This is a genomic window from Vagococcus acidifermentans (assembly GCF_003987655.1).
Taxonomy (GTDB): domain Bacteria; phylum Bacillota; class Bacilli; order Lactobacillales; family Vagococcaceae; genus Vagococcus_B; species Vagococcus_B acidifermentans.
This window is the reverse complement of record NZ_NGKC01000003.1, coordinates 1-17,159: the sequence shown is the minus strand read 5'-3', so window position 1 is coordinate 17,159 and position 17,159 is coordinate 1. Positions and strand designations below refer to the sequence as shown.

The window sequence follows — 17,159 nt, the reverse complement described above, 5'->3', positions numbered from 1 at the left end:
TTAAATGGTAAGTGACAAGAAAGTTACGGTTATTCCTGCAAGGAAAACAAAGGAAAGAACAAAAGACAATAAAAAACCTAAGCTTAGAGTTGCTGCTTACTGCCGTGTTTCTACTGAAAATGAAGAACAAGCATCAAGTTATGAAACTCAAATCAGTCATTATACTTCTTATATTAAGAATAGACCCAATTGGAAACTGGCAGGTATTTTTGCTGATGATGGTATCTCAGGAACAAATACTAAAAACAGAGAAGGCTTTAATAAAATGATAGACGACTGTATGGCTGGGAAAATAGACATGATTATCACCAAGTCTATTAGTAGATTTGCTAGAAATACTTTAGACTGCTTAAAATATATAAGAATGCTTAAAGATAAAAACATAGCAGTATTCTTTGAGAAAGAAAATATCAACTCAATGGACTCTAAAGGTGAAGTTATGCTAACCATTATGGCTTCTTTAGCCCAGCAAGAGAGTCAGTCCTTAAGCCAAAATGTTAAAATGGGCATACAATACAGATATCAGCAAGGCGAAGTTAGAGTAAATTGCTCCAGGTTTCTTGGTTACACTAAAGATGAAAATACAAAACTTGTAATTGTACCTGAAGAAGCTGAGGTTGTTAAACGCATATATCGTGAATACTTAGAAGGCAACTCTATGCTTAAAATTAAAAGAGGCCTAGAGGCTGATGGAATATTAAACGGAGCAGGTAATAAGATATGGCATACTAGTAATATTTCTAAAATACTGCGAAATGAAAAATATATCGGTGATGCTCTTTTACAAAAAACCTATACTGTTGACTTCTTAACTAAAAAACGGGTCAAGAACAATGGTTTAATACCCCAATACTATGTAGAAAATAACCATGAACCTATTATCCCAAAAGATATTTATATGCAGGTACAAGAGGAATTAGCCAAAAGAAGATCTCCCTATACCAGCCCTAGCGGGAATAAAAGAACTTACAGTAGCAATCATTGTTTTGCTAACATAGTTATTTGTGGAACTTGTAAAGAAATCTACCGCAGAGTCCACTGGAATAATCGTGGAAAGAAATCCATTGTATGGAGATGTGTTAGTAGGCTAGAAAACACTGGACAGTTTTGTGATGCTAGAACAGTCCACGAGAAAGATATAGAAGAATCTATTATAAAAGCCATCAATAACATTTTAAATAAAAAGGATTGCTACCTCCCTATCTTGAAAAATAATATAGCTTCTGTTTTAAATAATGAGAAGAACAAAGAACTAGATAATATAGAAAACAAGCTAAATGATTTGCAGCAAAAACTGTTAAGCTTAGTTCATTCCAGCTCCAACTACGATGACATAGCAGAGGAAATTCATCAGTTGAGGGATAAGAAGCAAGACCTTCTTCTGAAAAACGCAAGGCAGGAAGAAGTCAATAAAAGAATTGAAGAAATGACAAACTTCCTAAATGAACAAGATACCACCCTCATAGAACATGATGAAACTCTTGTAAGACGAATTGTTGAAAAAGTCTGGATTTATGAAGATAAATTTACAATAGAATTTAAGTCTAACGTGATGGTGGAGGTAAACGAATAAGGTTGAAACAAGTAAGGCACTCTACGAATTTTAATGTAGGGTGCCTGCTCTTTTTCTGGTATACCCACTAAGCAAGTTAATTCATTTAACAGTAACTTAGCTATTTTTACAAACATCCCTGCACCACTATAGTATATTAACAGTCGTGTCATTTACAGAACAATTAAATATCATTTTTATAGTATTTCCACCTATTGGATTGTATTCAACGTATTTCCCAATCAAATTACGATTGTCCTCTCCAAATATAGACTTTACAGATTCTGGCATCACGCTATAAATCGGGCAAGTAATTATAAACTCATAAATCCCATCTATTAAAAATTGATTACAATTTGAAAAACCTCCAAAAACAGCTTCTTTATTAACTACAATACTTTTTGATTGAGCACGATAGTTTCTTCCCTTTAATGTAGAAATTAAAGGTGTATCATCAGGTATGTTAGATGACAGTGTAAAATACAACTTGTTATTATCTACATTGCAAGTTATATCACCTTCTATTTGTATCTCCTTATCTTGTTCTGGTAATTTCCGTTGCATACTTGGTGGTAAAGGAGGTATTTCACCCATTCTAATTTGCCGTCCATTATAATACCAAGTATGGCTTTCATCAAAGGTAAAGAACTTTTCACCTCGTGAAAAGCCTAAAAATGATACTAATTTCGCTTCTGTTTCAGAAAGTTCAGGTAGATTTATGCCTTTGTCCTTGCAAATTTTATTATCGACTTTCTTAAACATCCAAATTGCATCAAGTAAGCCTATGTTAAAGTACTGAGCCGCATCAATAAAAATTAAATCATCTCCATGGAAATAGCCATATTTATCGGTATACTCATCCCCATATTTTTCAATAAAGTCATATACCTGCTTATCGATATTACTATAATTTAGTTCTGAATGAAGAACTACTTTATCTAATAACGCATTTACACTTGGAGGGATTTGAGTATAGTGTTTGTTAAAAACATTTTGCCTTACTCTGGTGAATAGAGTATCAACATCTATATTAGGTGTTAATATCTCGTCGCAAATAGCCTCAGTAAACCAACTAAGCCCACCTTTTACCCCAATCGATTCTGCTTGAAACATCGTCCCATAAGCGATATAAACATTTTCCGATGATGCCATTTCAGAATAATACCCCTTGGATAATCCAAAATCGCTTCTACAAGCATCTAAAATTAAGATTAGCCTTCCTTTGCCCTTGAATACAGAAATAATATCTTCAATGTTAATACTTGCAGCATCCAAATCTTTTGATTCATCATATCGCACAGCAAAATCTGCGGGATAAATATAATTCTTACCGTTGTAATGGCCACCATGCCCTGAGAAATACACAATGTGAACAGCATCTGTTGGTACTCTTTCTACACTTTGTTGTAATAACGGGATGTAATCGTCTTTAAATGCATTCTCTTTCTTTTCTACACTGAAACCAATTTGATTTAGTCTCTTTTCAATAGCTAAAATATCATACCTTACTCCTGACAAGTCAAGTGTAGGCTTCGGATAAGCAAGAGAATCAAGATATTCACTTGCTGAAAAAAGTACTGCTTTCTTTTGCATAAAGATACCCTCCTCAAATCATCTTTTACATCCAACCTGACCACACAACCTCGAATAATACAGAAAAACATCTAAACTATACTCTCTAATAATTTTTTCATCTAAACTGTACTCTCACTACTTATTTTTATGATTTTCCTCTCTACTATTTTCTCTCCTTCTTACAAGAATTTAGAAGTAATTAAACAGTCTAAAGTCCTATATATAGGGCTTTGCAGCCTTTTAATCTTCCACCCTTGACATCAATGCTACCAACTCAACATGTGTCGTCTGCGGAAACAAATCTACCGGCTGGACTTTTGCTACATGATACGCACCGTCGGCAAACAAACGCAAATCTCTGGCAAGTGTTGCTGGATTACAGGAGATATATACGATTTTTTTCGGCGCCATCTCCAGTACATGCGCAATGAAACCAGCATCCAGTCCCTTTCTTGGAGGGTCCACAACCAGCACATCGGCCGTGATTCCTTCTGACACCCACTTGTCAAAAACTGTTTCAGCTTTACCAGCTTCAAACACTGCATTCGTCACTTGATTGCGGGCTGCATTTTTGCGGGCATCTGCAACTGCTTCGGGAATAACTTCGACACCATACACTTTTTTGACATAGTCTGCCAGCGACAGAGCAATCGTACCGATACCGCAATAAGCATCAACGACAATATCATCGGGGGTGAACTCAGCAAAATCAATGGCAGTTTGATACAATACCTCAGCTTGGCTCGTATTTACCTGATAAAATGAGTTGGCAGAAATTTGATACGTTTTTCCTAGCAGCATATCTTCAATCACATCTTTTCCGTACAATGTGCGGTTCTCTTTTCCCATGATGACATTTGTCTGTCGAGGGTTGATGTTTTGGATAATAGAGACCACTTCAGGTACCCTTTCGACAATCTCACGGCTGATTTTGTCATGATTGAACAGTTTTTCCTTGCGTGTAACTAAAACGACCATGATTTCCCCAGAGTAATGCCCGCGCCTGACGATGATGTGCCGTAAATTGCCGGTATGCTCTGTTTCGTCGTAAGGTTTGACCTGATATTTTTTGACGATTTCTTTCACATGGTGAATGGTCGTATCAATTGTTTTGTTTTGAATAAAAAAATCAGTGATGGGCACGAGGTCATGGCTGTTCTTTCTGAAAAAACCTGTTTCCAATATACCGTTTACTTTACGAACTGGTATTTGAGCTTTGTTGCGGTACGCAACCGGGTTTTCCATGCCAATCGTCGGCAGCACAGGAACGTCCGGCAATTTACCGATACGGGTCAGTGTATTGGCGACTTGTTTTTGTTTAAAAGCAAGCTGTGCTTCGTACACCAAATGATGCAGAGGCGCTATCCCCGTTCGGATGAGTACATCGCTCGTTTCCGGCACTCTGTCCTTGCTGGTTGAATGGCGTGTCAAACATTTAGCGTACCCGAATGTTCGGCCTGCCTTCAAGACGAGGACAGTCATTTTTTCTGTCGGCAGGGCATTTTCGATAAAAAGCGGGTAGCCGTCTACTTTTCCTACGCCTAATCCCTCATGTGTCAAATCTTCGATGACCACATCGACTGTCTGATTTTTAGCAACTGGTATATGTTTTTTTGTCATGTTTTCTCTCTTTTTCTCTATATTTTCTCCATTATCTTAGCGGATTATCGTCGATAAAGCAATCATTCCCCGCCAAAGTTACATGCTAAGCTATAAATGTCGTTCGAATAAGACTACATCCAGCCAGTTGCCGAATTTATAGCCGACTTTTTCCAGCTTGCCTTTGAACTCAAACCCCATTTTTTCATGCAAATGGATGCTTCCGCTATTTTGGCTGTCAATGACACCAATCATGGCGCGCATCCCATTTTCTGTCGCTGCATCGATTAATTCCTGCATCAGCCGGCTGGCAATGCCTTTATTTCGATGTGTCGGATGGACGTAGATGGAATGCTCCACTGTAAAACGATAGGCAGAAGGTGCGCGAAAAGCACCATATGTCGCAAATCCAGTCACTTCGCCTGCCGTTATACAGACAAAAAAAGGGATGCCTTGAACCTGTTTGTCCTTGATTCGCCGTGTCATTTCGTGAAACGTCACTTCCTGCTCCGTGTAGTTATCTGTTGTCCGGCGTATTGCCCGGTTATAAATCGCCAAGACTTGCCGGACTTCAAGCCCATTGTCCTGATTGATTTGTCGAATCATCCCATCACTCTCCCGCTTGTTTAAGTAAAGTTATTTTAACAAAAACAGCGGGAAATGAAAAACAGATCTGCTTAACGAGCAAATCTGTTTCACGTCATTATAATTCTGTCATACTGATTAGCTGCTGGTCGACCTCCAACTGAGAATACAGCAGGCCGCCATCTTCATACTCAACTTCTCCGCGCTGGTTATCAATCGGGTCGGCTCGAATAAATTGCTTAGGCGGCACAAACTCCGATTGAATTTCACTGTTGGCTACCATGCGGTAAATATCCAAGTTGCCGAAATAATAATTCCAGCGGTCCAAGTGTCCGCTGCGGTAGGCGCTGCCTGCAAAGGATAAATCTGCAAATACCCAGCCATATGGCGCCACATAAAACTGTGCCCAGTCGTGACAGCCGGTATAATATTCCGAGACATACAGGCCGGACTGCCATTTGGCGGGAATGCCCGCCATGCGGCAAAGCGTGATAAACAACAGCGCCTGAACCCCGCAATCGCCTTTGAGATTGACAGCTGCATATTCTGAAATATTGTCGATTGCAACATACTCGCGCATAAACGAATAGTTCACACGTGTGGTGATAAAATCAAAAATAGCACGTGCCTGCTTCACCGGGTTCGTTTCATCTCCGATGATTTCCTGTAAAAGCAGCTGCAAATACGGTGTGAATTGAATATGCGGTGCCTGCGGCAAAACATCGCAAGCATAGTTTCGCGTCACAGCCTTTTCCGGATCGAGCGCCACATAAGATACCTTGTTTGTGTAGGCATATTCCACACTGAATACTTGATCTGGTTCGAGTTCCGTTTCAAAACAAATCGTCCGCTGTTCGCTATCGATATCAGCAATCGTTGCTTCTTGCGGTTCATAGCGGATAATTTCGATGTCGCTGATTTGCAGACAGTTTTTCGGCAAAGGCAAATGGACTTTGACCTTGTCACCCACCCGTTCAAATTCTTTTTTTATTTTGATTGTACTCTTCAGATGAATGCGTGCCGCTCTTTCGCCTTTTTCTTTCATCAGCTGGACATTCTCTTGCAGCTGGTGCCGCCTGTCCTTGTCCACTTGCGAGTCTTCCTGTACATATAAGCGGTCGGCATAAACAGGTTGTGTTTTGACCAGTGTATCCAAAAAACGGCGCTGATAGTGGACTATGCCGTTGACGAACAGCCAGTCGACTTTTCCTTGTTCACGCAAATCCAGCAGTTCTTGTTCGCTAAAGTCCTTCAATTTCTCTGACATGAGCTGACACGCTCCCTCATGGTCATACGGGTATTCATCACTATTCAATACGTTTAAAATATCTTTTTCAATGGCCAGTCGTATTGCCAGTGCATCTGGTAATTTTACATTGTTTAACAAATAATCTATTTGCTTAGAAGCTCCTTTAAAATCCCCATAATGTTTCATTTTTAAAATATCTTCCGGTAAAGGCACACTTAGATAAGCTAGTGAATGATACATCTTATCCCTCCCTTATGTTATATCAAAACCCAAACCTGAAATGCTGCTGTCAAGTGTCAGAAGACTTGTCAATTCAGTCGTTATGCCGCCTGTTACCGGCGTATTCTCCAGCGAAAAGACTGCATCCAGATCAGCCCGCGTAATATTTTTGTTGCCGGCAGCCAAATGAGCAGCAGCTGTAACGCCGATGTTCGTTTCTTCCACCATACAGCCAATCATACATTCCACACCGGCCGCCTGACAGACATTGGAAATCCGCAACGCTTCAAAAATACCGCCGCATTTCATCAACTTGATGTTGACAATATCCACTACCCTATCTGCCACCAGCTTCAACGCATCTGCCGAATCAAAACAACTTTCATCTGACATGATCGGCACATCAACATGGCTTGTGACAAATTTCAAGCCGTCAAAATCATTGTATGGTACGGGCTGTTCGACCAGCTCGATGTCATAATCCGCCAATCGGTGAATGAGCGTGACGGCTTCTTTTGGTGACCAGCCTTGATTGGCATCAAGACGCAGTGCCACTCCGCTGCCGACAGCTTCCCTGATGTGCTTGACCCGCAGCAAGTCTGTTGCAAAATCATCGCCCACTTTAATTTTAATTGTATCGAAGCCTTTAGCGACATAATATTTTGCTTTTTCTGCCATGCGTTCCGGGCTCTCGATTCCCACTGTCATGTCTGTCTTGACAACATGGTCATGACCTCCCAGCAGCTGATAAACAGGTAAACCGGCTTTTTTTCCTAAAATATCATAACAGGCAATGTCGATTGCTGCTTTGGCTGACGGCGCGTGGGCCGCGATACGGTCCATGATGTCATGCACTTTTTCGATGTCTAACGGATTAACTCCGATGAGACTTTTGGCAAACAGCTCAATACACGCCACCGTGCCGTCCAGCGTTTCCCCGGTAATTAAAATGCCGGGCGAGCCCTCACCGCAGCCGCTAATCCCTTCATCCGTATGAATATGCACGACAGCGCTGACAGAATGGTCAATCCACCCCAGAGAAATTTTAAACGGCTCTTTTAACAATGTTTTTCTTGGCATCACATCAATTTTTGTAATCTTCATGATACTCTCCTTCATTTTTATCTGCAAAATGACATCTGCAGAAATGGTTTTTCCGGTACTCAGTCAACTCCGGTGTCTGAGTCCTGCACAGTTCCTGTGCAAAGACACAGCGTGTATGAAAACAACAACCGGACGGCGGATCTGCCGGACTAGGCAAATCCCCTTTTAACATCAGTTTTTCTTTTTTTACATGACGATCCGCTACTGGAACAGCTGACAGCAATGCTTTTGTATACGGATGCAACGTACGATGATACAAATCTTCTTTATCGGCCATTTCCATGACTTGTCCCAGATACATCACCATCACTCTGTCGGAAACATGGCGTACTACGCTTAAATCGTGGGAAATAAATATATAAGCCAGTCCCATTTCCGCTTGCAGGTCTTTCAGTAAATTAATCACTTGCGCCTGAATCGAAACATCCAAAGCCGAAACGGGTTCGTCGCAAACGATGACACTCGGTTCCAAAATAATGGCGCGGGCAATCCCGATACGCTGCCTCTGACCACCGGAAAATTCATGAGGATAACGATTGATGTAGTTGACATTCAAACCGACCTTCGCCATGATTTCTTTGACTTTCTGCACCTGCTCTTTTTTAGTGAGTTTCCCTTGAATGGCTAGTGGTTCGCCGATAATCTCCCCGACAGTAAAGCGGGGATTCAGCGACGCATACGGATCCTGAAAAATAATTTGTAGCTGTTGGCGCATCTCTCGCAATTCTTTAGGGGACAGCTCCTGAATAACTTTGCCCTGAAAAACAACTTTACCGGCAGAAGGCGGAAGCAAATTCATAATGGTGCGGCCCAATGTCGATTTACCGCATCCGGACTCGCCGACGACCCCCAGTGTCTCATTTTCATGCAGTGTAAAGGAAATACCATCGACTGCTTTAATGTATTTCTTTTCTGAAAACGGCAATGTCTTGAGCGGAAACCATTTCTTAATATCTGCTACTTCAAGCAGCGGTGTCTTAACCGTCTCATCAGCCATTCATCTCCACCTCCCCGTATGCTGCTGTGTATTTATGGCACCTCACGAGATGCCCTTCTATGTCAATCAAATGCGGCTGTTTCAACTGACAGATTTCTTTGGCAAACGGACAGCGGGGATAAAACGAACAGCCTTCTGGCATATCATTATAGCCGGGTACCATGCCGGGTATTGTGTTCAGATTGTCCTGTGAACTGTCAACTTTCGGAATACATGACAAAAGCCCCTGCGTATAGGGATGTAAAGGCGCATCGAACAAACTGTCCGCATCTGTCTGCTCCACGACTTTGCCGGCATACATGACCATCACATCATCTGCCATTTCCGCAATCACGCCTAAATCATGCGTAATCATCATCACTGACGTGCCGGTTTCTTTTTGAATTGTTTGAATCAACGTCAAAATCTGTGCCTGAATAGTCACATCTAGCGCCGTGGTCGGCTCATCACAAATCAGCAAGTCCGGCTGACAAGACAATGCCATAGCAATCATCACCCGCTGCCGCATGCCTCCTGAAAGCTGATGAGGATACTCATGGATTCTTTTTTCCGGCAAAGGGATATTGACCATTTTTAACAACGAGACAGCTTTGTCGACAGCCTCTTTTTTGCTCAGTGGCTCATGCAGCCGGATCGCCTCTACCAGCTGATTGCCGATCGTGTAAAGAGGATTCAGCGACGTCATCGGCTCTTGAAAAATCATGGCAATCTGATTGCCGCGGATGTGCCGCATTTCCTTTTCCGATTTGGCGAGCAACTCTTCGCCTTTGAATAAAATACTGCCGCCTTCAATTTTTCCAGGAGGTGATTCCACCAGCCTCATGATAGACAGAGATGTGACACTTTTGCCGCAACCGGATTCCCCGACGATGCCGAGTGTTTTGCTTTTTTCCACCGAAAAAGACACTCCATCGACCGATTTGGCCACGCCTCCTTCCAGTGAAAAATACGTTTTCAACTCTTTGACCTCTAAAATCTTGTCTGTCACTGTTGCTCCCTCCTTTGCAATTACTGTTTCAATTTTGGATCAAGGGCATCCCGCAGGCCGTCGCCAAACATGTTAAACGATAGTACTGTAATAATAATCGCCACCCCTGGGAAAATGCTGTAGAAAGGGCGGTAACTAATATAAGACTGTGCCGTGCTGATCATGGAACCCCAGCTTGCTTCCGGCGGCTGTATGCCTAATCCTAAAAAGCTGAGCGAGGCTTCCGCCATAATGGCCCCGGGAATTCCGAGAGAAACCAGCACGATAATTGTCGACAGACAGTTCGGCAATAAGTGTTTGATGACAATTCTGGCACCTGTCGCCCCGCTTGCCTTTGAAGCTTCCACATATTCCATTTCCTTCAGCTGCATCATCTGGCCTCTGATCAATCGTGCCGTGCTGACCCATGACAATAGTGCAAGGGCGATAAATACATTTGAAATGCCCGGTCCTAACACAAACATAATCCCCATCGACAGCAGTAAATCCGGAAAAGCTGAAAAAATCTCCATGATGCGCGAAATCACCGTGTCGACCCAGCCGCCCAAGTAACCGGCCAAAGAACCCATAATCACGCCGATGACCGTTGCCAACAACTGAGTAATCAGCCCAACTGTCAGCGAGACTCTTGCACCGTAAATAATACGGGACAAAATATCACGCCCAAATTCATCCGTTCCTAGCAAGTGCGCCCTTGATGGTGTACTCAATACTAATTGATAATCTTGCTTATTCGGGTCATACGGCGCAATCACGGGAGCCAAAACAGCCAACAGCACAATCAAAATAATCACGACACCGCAAAAAACAGCCACCTTATTTTTTTTCAGGCGATGAATAGCATCTCGGTAGTAACTTGTAAACTTGATGTCCTGTGACACAAGGGCCTCTGCCGCTTTTTTTTGCTTCCCAAAAAGTATCATCTTCCTGTACTACCCCTTTCCATAGCGAATCCGGGGATCGATCAGTGCGTAGGAAAGATCCACCAATAAATTAATCAATACAAACACGGCAGCAATGTAAACAACTGTTCCTTGTATCAGCGGCAAGTCTCTTTTTGACATGCTGTCTACTGCCAAGTAGCCGATACCCGGCAGCGAAAAAATAGTTTCTACCAGCATGGAACCGGCCAGCATGCTGCCCAGCTGGGCGCCAATCATCGTTACAATTGGCACTAACGCATTTTTCAACGCGTGTTTGATGATGACACGCGGCTTGGCTGCCCCTTTCGCCCAAGCTGTCCGGATATAGTCTTGTTTAATCACATCCAGCATACTGGTCCGTGTGATACGGGCGATACTTCCAGCATAGCGTGTTCCCAGTGCAATGCTTGGGAGGAGAAAGTGAGCGGCTGTTTCATAACCGGATAACGGCAAAAGATTTAATCTCAGACCAAAAATCAGCTGGAGGATGATGGCGACCCAAAACACCGGGGCAGAGATACCTGCCATCGAAAAGGTCATGATAAATGAATCCAGCCATCGACCGCGATTGACCGCCGCAATCACGCCGCAGCATATCCCCAGCAAAACGGCAAACACAAAAGATAACGCAGCCAGTTTGATGGTAATGGCAAATGACCTTGTTAAAACAGTAAACACATCTTCATGGGAAAAATAAGACTGCCCGAAATCCAACCGGAAAATCCCTTTTAAAAAATTGAGATACTGAGTCGGCAAAGGGACATCTAACCCCAGTTCCTGCCGGACTCTGGCAATAGTCTCGGGATCAGTCCGCTTTTCAAGCATCAAGGAGACAGGGTCTCCCGGCACCACGTTCAATAACAAAAAGACAATCAGTGTGATGCCAATCAGAACGATTACTGTCTGTAGGAGTCTTTTTAAACTGTAAGAAATCATTTTTCCTGCACTCCTTTTTATCTCGACTGTTGTTTATTTTTTAATAACCGCGTCATGATAGAAAAACCGCTGATTGGACGACAGTTTGAAATTCTCAACGTAATCTTTTTTCAAGTAAAACATCTTCTCGTTATAAATCGGCACAGCAGCAAAATCACGTCGTGTCAACAGTTGTTCCGCTTCTTGATAAATCTGTTGACGTTCTGCTCTATCACTTGTCAGAACGCCATCTTCCAATAATTGTTTAAACTCATCATTGTGGTAAAAACTGGAATTATAATCTGTTCTGCCGTCTCCATACGGATAAAGCATACTGTCCGGGTCGTTATAGTCGACATACCAGCTCCCGACACCGCAAGCCACTTTTCCTTGTTTTTTCATATCTGTCCAAGCCGCACTGTCAACCTTTTCAATGGAAACATTTATGCCGCTTTCTTTTGCCTGTGCCTGTATCGCTGTCGCAATCGAAACAGAGACATCTGTCACTGTGTTAGCGGTAATCGTTAAATCATAACCGTCAGCATAGCCGGCCTCGGCCAGCAGCTCCTTGGCTTTTGCCGGATCATACGGGTACACTTCCGCTTTTTCATCATGTCCGATCAGTCCTTCTGGTAAAAAACTGGTTGCCGGTTTGGCTGTCCCGTGAACGATGCTCTCAGTAATCGCCTCGCGGTCAATAGAAAGGGAAATAGCTTCTCTAACTTTTACATCAGAAATATCCTTAACGTTCAATCCTAGATAAAAACCGCCGACAGGTTGAAAATCATACAATTCGTCTTTCAGTTCACCATTGGCATAAGTCGGGTACAATGCGCTGTCAAGTGCACTGACCACATCGACCGTCCCTTTTTGATATTCCAGTACTTGCGTATTCGGATTGGCAATAAATTTAAACACAATTTTATCCAACCCTGCCTCTTCCCCATGATACTCATCAAACTTGACAACCACAGCTTCCTTACCAGCCGTATAACTGTCTAACTTGAAAGGACCTGTCCCGTACAAAGTTTTTAAGCCCCAAGCATCTCCTGCCTCTTCGGCTGCTTTTTCCGGATAAATCGCACAGTACGGTGTTGACAAAACTGAAAGAAACGGACTGTACGGACTGGTCAAGGTAATCGTAAAATGAGTGTCGTCAATAATCTCAAAGCCTGTCAATTCATCGTTTTTACCATCGGCAAAGTCTTGATAACCTACAACTTTTTCCAATAAACTCGCCATTTTGATTTTTTGAATCATGCGTTCATAGGAATATTTCACATCACTGCTTTTCAAACGTTCGCCATTGTGGAAAGACACATCCTCTTTCAGCTCAAATGTGTATACCAGTTTATCTTCAGACATCTCCGGCATGCCGGTAAGCAGTACCGGTTCCAAATCACCGTCTTCATTCGTCACCAGCAGCGATTCCGTTGTGCTGTCGGTAATCTGCATAATAACTGTATACGTATTTTGCTGCATATCCAAAGGCACTTGCGGGTCTTTCGTTGCAACGGTCAACATTTGCTCACTTGTTCCGGCATTGTCTTTCGCCTGATTGTCCCCGTCTTTCTTTTCACCGCAACCAACTGCCAAAAAAGCAGCCCCCAACAACAAACCAAGTTGCCATAATTTTTTATCCCGTTTCATAAAACTTTTCCTCCTATTTTTATAATCGTGTCAAGCTAGCAACATATATTTAAACCAATTATTTGGTATCACACCATTCACAACCAGCCAACTTTATCATCTGTTTCAGCAAAAACTGGTTGTTGGATAAGTTAAAAACTAATTGAAACCAAACAGCTCAATTATTTTCTGATCGATTGTTATATATTAACTGTTATCTATGGTGCTTATCCCTGTTAAAAGAGCTGAAACAATCTATTTATTAGTCCTATTTATCGTAAGCATTGATTTCCTATCTAATTTTTAACAAATTTTAAATTTTTATTTTTAATCATTTGATTTAACCTATTTTTTACTCATTATAAAATTTACAGGGTCCAAACCATATAACCGAAACTTATTTACTATAATATTAACTTTGAATGAAAAAGTCAATATATTTTTAATCATAAGTTAATTAATATAATGTACGATTGTTGCTTGTAAAAAAGAAGTGTTTTTGAGATAATGTACGAAACAGAGCAGTCATTATGGTATGAGGATGGGTTGGAATGAACTTTAAAAAGCTACGCGAATTAAGAAAAAGCAAACATATTACATTGGAAGAACTTGGTGAAAAAACCGGTTATTCCGCCAGTTTTTTATCACAGATTGAAAGAGGGTTAAATCGTCCTTCAATCGAGGCACTACGAAAAATATCAGAAGCACTTGGCGTCCCAGCGGCTTCACTATTTTCAAATGAAGCAGTCAGCATACAATCTGAGCAACCTAGCGGTGAGGGTTATACTATCGTAAGAAACAACGAACACTTCCGCTACAATCCTTGGGAAAAAAATGCGACTTACTATGAAACATTGTTTAACGTAGGTATCTCTCACAGTAACCTGATCATTTCAAAAATATTCATCGATTCCCAATCTTCAGCAAGCGGGAAAAAAATTGCACATAATTTAACTGAAATAAATTATGTTTTAAAAGGGACAGCAACAATTGAGCTGAGCGAGTCTGACGTTACGTTAAATGAAGGTGATGCGATATACTTAGAACCGTTTACCCAGCATAATATCAGCAACAATACTGAGGATGGCCTGATTTTGCTGACTTTGCAGTTTTAGTGCGGTGTAAGCTATACTTGGCGGCACAGGAGAATTATTGTTTAGTTGTTTGGTAGAAAAAACGCAGAAATGAACTGCCCTCCAAAAATTAGATTTTTGGAGGGCAGTTTGTTATATGTTTTGAAAAGCACCGGAGAAAGAAATCTATTCCTTACTCCGGTGTTCATAGGTGATACTATCAGTCCGATTTGACCAAGTGCGGTGAATTTTAGCGATAAATTTTATCTCATATGATGAAAATTTGACCGTTAATATTTTTTTAAATAATATCCATAGCTGCAAAATAACCCCCATGAACTGCATCTTTGATATTTTTACTCGTAATCGCACTACCCGGCACACAATCTCCAATCGGGAAAAACAGTTTATAGTAGCGGCTGCTTCGCAAATGCTCTACGACATCTTCCTTGCGTTTCGTTCCTACACAATAAATTACTGTGTCTGCATCAACCCGGATATCATTTCCCTTTTTATCTCTGGCAAGGACACCAGTATCTGTAATCTCAACGACTTCCGAGTTCAAGTAATAGGTCGTTTTTTCTTCCATCATTTCCAATACTGCTGCCCGATGAATAACGTTAGCACCAGCTGCTAATTCTTCAGTCATTTCAATCACAGTTACTTCCTTGCCGGAATCTGCAAAGTGCAAACCGACTTCACACCCGCTCAACCCGCCGCCAATCATGACAACTTTATCTCCAATGCTATCTTGATGATAATAGGCATCAATGGCATACATTACATGTTTTTTGTCTATCCCTTTAATATTCGGACGTACCTTCTCTGCTCCAACAGCAACAATTAACGCATAAGGCTCTTCTTGTTCAACGTATGCCTGATTTACGTTCGTATTGTAGCGGACATCTATTCTTTCGTTTTTAACTTGGCGAATCAGATAGTCCTTGTAATCTTTTAATCTGCCTTTATGCAAATCATAATCTGTAAACTTGAGATTTCCGCCCAGCTGATCACTTTTTTCCGCCAAAATAACCTCATGTCCCCGTTGGGCCGCTGTAAGAGCAGCATTCATTCCGCCAGGTCCGCCGCCAACAACTAAAACTTTCCTCTTCTCTTTTACATCTGGCGTCCGAATAGTATATATTTCATTCCCCATAATTGGATTAACATCACATTCATTACGCCCCACATATTTGTTGCCCAGACAATTGATACAGCGAGTACAAGGACGGACTTCTTCCTTGAAACCTGTGAAAATCTTTCTCGGAAACATCGGGTCTGCTGCAATCTGTCTACTGACAGCGACAAAGTCTGCTTTGCCTTCAGCAATTGCCTGATCCATAAGTTCTGGATCCCAAAACGCACCGACACTTGCGATAGGAACCTTAATTCCGCCCTTTTTGAAAGCCTCTGCTAAATGTAGATTACAGCCATGCGGCGTAAAAATTGTCGGGAAAGTATACTGCCGAGAAGCATAGTAGGAACCAGAAGAAATATGCAAAATATCGACATATTCTTCCAACATTTTTCCAAACTCAACAGCTTCATCCAAAGTTGAACCGCCATCAAGATGTTCGTCACCACTCATCCGGTATTCGATGATAAAATCTTCCCCACATCGCTCACGAATTCTTTTCACCACCATTAACGGGAAGCGTGCCCTGTTTTCAAGACTGCCTCCATATTTATCAGTTCGTTTATTAGTTAATTTGGAGAAAAACTGGGCAAGCAGCCAGCCGTGAGCTCCGTGCAGCATTACCATTGGAAAATTAGCAAATTTTGCTTGAAATGCAGCTTCTGCAAATTCATCAGCAACTGTGTTCATCATCTCTTCATCCATTTCCTCTACGGTTACACCATCATCTCGTGTGTAACCGGTCGGACCAATTGGATTCTGACCATGTATCCACTTAGGTTCAGTAGCTTCACCAGCATGAAACAACTGGATGTTTGGTATCGCACCATGTCTGATAATCGAATCTGTCAGTTTGAGCCAGGCTTGTGCCGGATAAATCAATCGCTCTTCATCTGGTACTAGCACATCTCCATCACTTCTTCTCATCGAGCGCGTGCGGCTGACGGCCGTTTCACCCAGTGTCACAACTGCTGCACCACCTCGTGCCCGATCTTCATGATTTAAAATAGTGTGAGCATCCGGCATACTGCTCCACGGATCCGGCCATACAAAACCAACTGGAGCCGCCATGATTCTGTTTTTAAACGTAATCCCTCGAATAGTAATTGGTTTTTCTAGATTTGCAAATTCACGCATAATGATCCTCCTTGTTTTTAGTGAATCACAATCATTCTTTTTCATCGGCTAGTTCTTCTCTTCATTGGCTAACGGCATAATTTTTTCTTTATTGACTATCCCTAATATGAAACCGAAAACAGCAACACCTAATGACCAAATAGCACCCGTTTTAAATGCATTCTCAGCTGATACTTGGGTGTATATCCCTGTCAGACCGTTTATCACATAAGGGGAAATCATTGAACCTAGCGACTGCATAGCCATAAGTATCCCCATTGAACTGGAAATCTGTGACGGTTTAACAATTTGAGATATTGTATCCATTGGTATGGCAACCCCTTTTTTGACAAAATTTATAAGGTGTCGTTCCTTTTATCATGTTATCCGATTGCCCTTGACAGCGAGCCTCCCCGTCTGTGAGTTTTCACGATCAGCTTCCCAGCTTTAAAAAGTCAGGATCGTTTCCGTGACGGTATCACAGACGGGCTCACTATCAA

The 17,159-nt window shown here is 41.9% G+C and carries 14 protein-coding genes; 2 read left to right on the top strand and 12 right to left on the bottom strand.

Annotation, left to right across the window (positions count from 1 at the left end; genetic code table 11):
- The first annotated feature begins 4 nt into the window (after positions 1 to 4).
- Entirely contained in the window at positions 5 to 1,573 is a 1,569-nt protein-coding gene (locus CBF27_RS03525) for a recombinase family protein (RefSeq protein WP_126812510.1), read from the top strand.
- 126 nt (positions 1,574 to 1,699) lie between these two features.
- Here the strand turns inward: CBF27_RS03525 and CBF27_RS03520 are convergent, their stop codons facing one another.
- The 10 genes from CBF27_RS03520 to CBF27_RS03475 all read right to left on the bottom strand — a co-directional run bounded on the left by CBF27_RS03520 (position 1,700) and on the right by CBF27_RS03475 (position 13,356).
- The gene (locus CBF27_RS03520; RefSeq protein WP_126812508.1) at positions 1,700 to 3,145 is read right to left on the bottom strand and encodes a caspase family protein; all 1,446 of its coding nucleotides are present in this window, start codon (positions 3,143 to 3,145) and stop codon (positions 1,700 to 1,702) included.
- Positions 3,146 to 3,367: 222 nt separating this feature from the next.
- Complete coding sequence (rlmD, locus tag CBF27_RS03515; protein WP_126812506.1) at positions 3,368 to 4,747, bottom strand: 23S rRNA (uracil(1939)-C(5))-methyltransferase RlmD; 1,380 nt, start codon at positions 4,745 to 4,747, stop codon at positions 3,368 to 3,370.
- 90 nt (positions 4,748 to 4,837) lie between these two features.
- The gene (locus tag CBF27_RS03510) at positions 4,838 to 5,332 is read right to left on the bottom strand and encodes a GNAT family N-acetyltransferase (RefSeq protein ID WP_126812503.1); all 495 of its coding nucleotides are present in this window, start codon (positions 5,330 to 5,332) and stop codon (positions 4,838 to 4,840) included.
- A gap of 97 nt (positions 5,333 to 5,429) precedes the next feature.
- On the bottom strand, positions 5,430 to 6,800 hold the full coding sequence (locus CBF27_RS03505; protein ID WP_126812501.1) for a transglutaminase-like domain-containing protein: 1,371 nt from the start codon (positions 6,798 to 6,800) through the stop codon (positions 5,430 to 5,432).
- A gap of 12 nt (positions 6,801 to 6,812) precedes the next feature.
- Positions 6,813 to 7,883: a dipeptide epimerase gene (locus CBF27_RS03500; RefSeq protein ID WP_126812499.1), complete on the bottom strand. Its 1,071-nt coding sequence runs from the start codon at positions 7,881 to 7,883 to the stop codon at positions 6,813 to 6,815.
- Positions 7,864 to 8,880, bottom strand: coding sequence for an ABC transporter ATP-binding protein (locus CBF27_RS03495; protein WP_126812497.1), 1,017 nt, complete (start codon positions 8,878 to 8,880; stop codon positions 7,864 to 7,866). Before CBF27_RS03495 ends, CBF27_RS03500 begins: the two co-directional genes overlap by 20 nt.
- Entirely contained in the window at positions 8,873 to 9,868 is a 996-nt protein-coding gene (locus CBF27_RS03490; RefSeq protein WP_126812495.1) for an ABC transporter ATP-binding protein, read from the bottom strand. Before CBF27_RS03490 ends, CBF27_RS03495 begins: the two co-directional genes overlap by 8 nt.
- Positions 9,869 to 9,888: 20 nt before the next feature.
- Positions 9,889 to 10,791 (bottom strand): ABC transporter permease, encoded by a 903-nt coding sequence (locus tag CBF27_RS03485; RefSeq protein WP_126812493.1) that lies wholly within the window; start codon positions 10,789 to 10,791, stop codon positions 9,889 to 9,891.
- A gap of 9 nt (positions 10,792 to 10,800) precedes the next feature.
- Positions 10,801 to 11,727, bottom strand: a complete 927-nt coding sequence (locus tag CBF27_RS03480) for an ABC transporter permease (RefSeq protein WP_126812490.1) — start codon at positions 11,725 to 11,727, stop codon at positions 10,801 to 10,803.
- A 33-nt stretch (positions 11,728 to 11,760) separates the two neighbouring features.
- Entirely contained in the window at positions 11,761 to 13,356 is a 1,596-nt protein-coding gene (locus tag CBF27_RS03475; protein WP_126812488.1) for an ABC transporter substrate-binding protein, read from the bottom strand.
- A gap of 530 nt (positions 13,357 to 13,886) precedes the next feature.
- Between CBF27_RS03475 and CBF27_RS03470 the strand changes: the two genes are divergently transcribed.
- Positions 13,887 to 14,450: a helix-turn-helix domain-containing protein gene (locus CBF27_RS03470; RefSeq protein WP_126812486.1), complete on the top strand. Its 564-nt coding sequence runs from the start codon at positions 13,887 to 13,889 to the stop codon at positions 14,448 to 14,450.
- Positions 14,451 to 14,709: 259 nt separating this feature from the next.
- Here the strand turns inward: CBF27_RS03470 and CBF27_RS03465 are convergent, their stop codons facing one another.
- Both CBF27_RS03465 and CBF27_RS03460 read right to left on the bottom strand, forming a co-directional pair.
- Positions 14,710 to 16,680: an oxidoreductase gene (locus CBF27_RS03465; RefSeq protein WP_170174995.1), complete on the bottom strand. Its 1,971-nt coding sequence runs from the start codon at positions 16,678 to 16,680 to the stop codon at positions 14,710 to 14,712.
- A gap of 48 nt (positions 16,681 to 16,728) precedes the next feature.
- On the bottom strand, positions 16,729 to 16,986 hold the full coding sequence (locus CBF27_RS03460; protein ID WP_126812482.1) for a hypothetical protein: 258 nt from the start codon (positions 16,984 to 16,986) through the stop codon (positions 16,729 to 16,731).
- Positions 16,987 to 17,159: the final 173 nt, after the last annotated feature.